2 protein-coding genes are annotated in these 1,801 nt (G+C 70.3%); both read left to right on the top strand.

Annotation, left to right across the window (positions count from 1 at the left end):
* Window positions 1–445, top strand: a 445-nt coding sequence (locus D7X55_RS39065) for a TonB family protein (protein WP_147470410.1), incomplete at its 5' end; no start/stop codon positions are given.
* Window positions 442–1,731 (top strand): LpqB family beta-propeller domain-containing protein, encoded by a 1,290-nt coding sequence (locus D7X55_RS39060; RefSeq protein WP_120552634.1) that lies wholly within the window; start codon window positions 442–444, stop codon window positions 1,729–1,731. The genes D7X55_RS39065 and D7X55_RS39060, both read left to right, overlap by 4 nt.
* Window positions 1,732–1,801 lie beyond the last annotated feature (70 nt).

The following is a 1,801-nucleotide window of genomic DNA, read 5'->3' as shown; positions in this document are numbered from 1 at the left end:
AGATGTGTATAAGGGACAGCCCCAGAAGGGCGAAGCGAACGCGGAGGACCGGCGCAAGAAGCTCTTCGGCGCGTTCGACAAGTCGGCGAAGCCCACGGAGCCGGAGGAGCTGGAGGGCGCCGAGGACGGCGACCCGGACGGCGACTCCGCGGTGGCCGAGGGCGAGCGGTACTACGGTCTTCTGAAGTCCCAGGTGCGCCGTCACTACAACGTGGCGGACACCATCCCCGACGCGGAGCGCCTGTACTTGAAGGCGCAGGTGGCCATGCGGCTGGGCCGCGCGGGTGAAGTGCTGGACGTGAGCCTGGCCAAGGCCAGCGGCAACGAGCTGTTCGACGCGGCGGTGGTGGCCGCCGTGCGCAAGGCATCTCCCTTCTCTCCTCCCCCCGACGCGCTTCGCGACGCACTCCAGAAGAACGGCGTCGTCCTGGTGTTCAGCCCATGAAAGCCCTCCTGCTGTCGCTCCTCCTGGTCCCCGCGCTGGTGCTGGCCCAGGCGCCGGTCATCGAAATCTCCGGCGCGAACTTCCGCCCGCTGCCGCTCGCGGCCCCCGCGCCCGTGGTGCAGGAGGGCGCGGACAAGAAGGCCGCGCAGTCCTTCGACACCGCCTTCACGTACGACCTCACCGCCTCCGGCATCTTCCAGGTGCTGGACCGCAACAGCTTCACCGCGGACGCCAAGGAGGGCATGACGGCGGGCAGCATCAACTTCAGCCGCTGGGCGGACGTGGGCGCGGAGTCGCTGGTGAAGGTGTCGCTCGCGCAGGACGGCGGCGCGCTGCGCGGCGAGCTGCGCCTGTTCAGCGTGGCCACGGGCAAGGAGGAGCTGAAGGTGGCCAAGGACGCGCCGGCCGGCGAGCCCCGGCAGCTGGCGCACGCGCTGGCGGACGCGCTCTACCGGCACTTCACCCGCGAGCCGAGCCCCTTCCTGTCGCGCATCACCTTCGTGCGCAAGGCGGGCGCCAACCGCGACGTGTACGTGGCGGACTGGGACGGCATGCGCGCGCAGGCGCTCACCAAGGGCGGCACGCACATCCTCCCCACGCTCAGCCCGTCCGGCCAGGTGGCCTTCACGTCCTACCGGAAGAACCGGCCGGACATCTACGTGCAGACCCCGGGCGGCGAGGCGAAGCCGCTGGTGACCGAAGGCCAGATGGCCACGGGCATCGCGTACTCGCCGGACGGCAAGCGCATCGCCTACGCGCTGGCGGAGGGTGAGAGCGCGCAGATCTACGTCGCCTCGGCGGACGGCTCCGGCGCCAAGGCCATCACCGACACGCCCTACGGCCTCAACACCAGCCCCACCTGGTCGCCGGACGGGAAGCGCATCGCGTTCGTGTCCAACCGGGGCGGCAGCCCGCAGGTGTACGTGATGAACGCGGACGGCTCCGGCGTGAAGCGGCTCACCTTCCAGGGCAACTACAACCAGACGCCGGACTGGTCGCCGCGCGGGGACCTCATCGCCTTCACCGCTCGCGACGAGCGCAACGCGTTCGACCTCTTCACCGTCAACGTGGACACGGGCAAGGTGACGCGCCTGACGCAGGACCAGGGCAACAACGAGGAGCCCACCTTCTCCCCCAACGGCCGGCTCATCATGTTCAGCACCAACCGCAACGGCGCCGCGCACCTGTGGGTGATGACCGCCGACGGCAACAACCAGGTGCCGCTGCCCATGGAGAAGGGCAGCTGGCTGACCCCGGACTGGGGCACCGCTCCGGCGGCGAAGTAGTCCGTCACGGCGGGTGACGTTGACAGGGGGGACGCGCCGGGGTGCATTGCGCGCCCCATGAGCGCTCCCC

This window comes from Corallococcus sp. AB049A (assembly GCF_003668885.1).
Taxonomy (GTDB): Bacteria; Myxococcota; Myxococcia; order Myxococcales; family Myxococcaceae; genus Corallococcus; species Corallococcus interemptor.
Note: the sequence above shows the minus strand (reverse complement) of the source record. Positions and strands in the feature narration are given on the sequence as shown.

What these genes read in the sequence shown, in the direction of transcription:
- D7X55_RS39060 (WP_120552634.1), top strand. Translation starts at nt 442, where the DNA reads ATGAAAGCCCTCCTGCTGTCGCTCCTCCTGGTCCCCGCGCTGGTGCTG.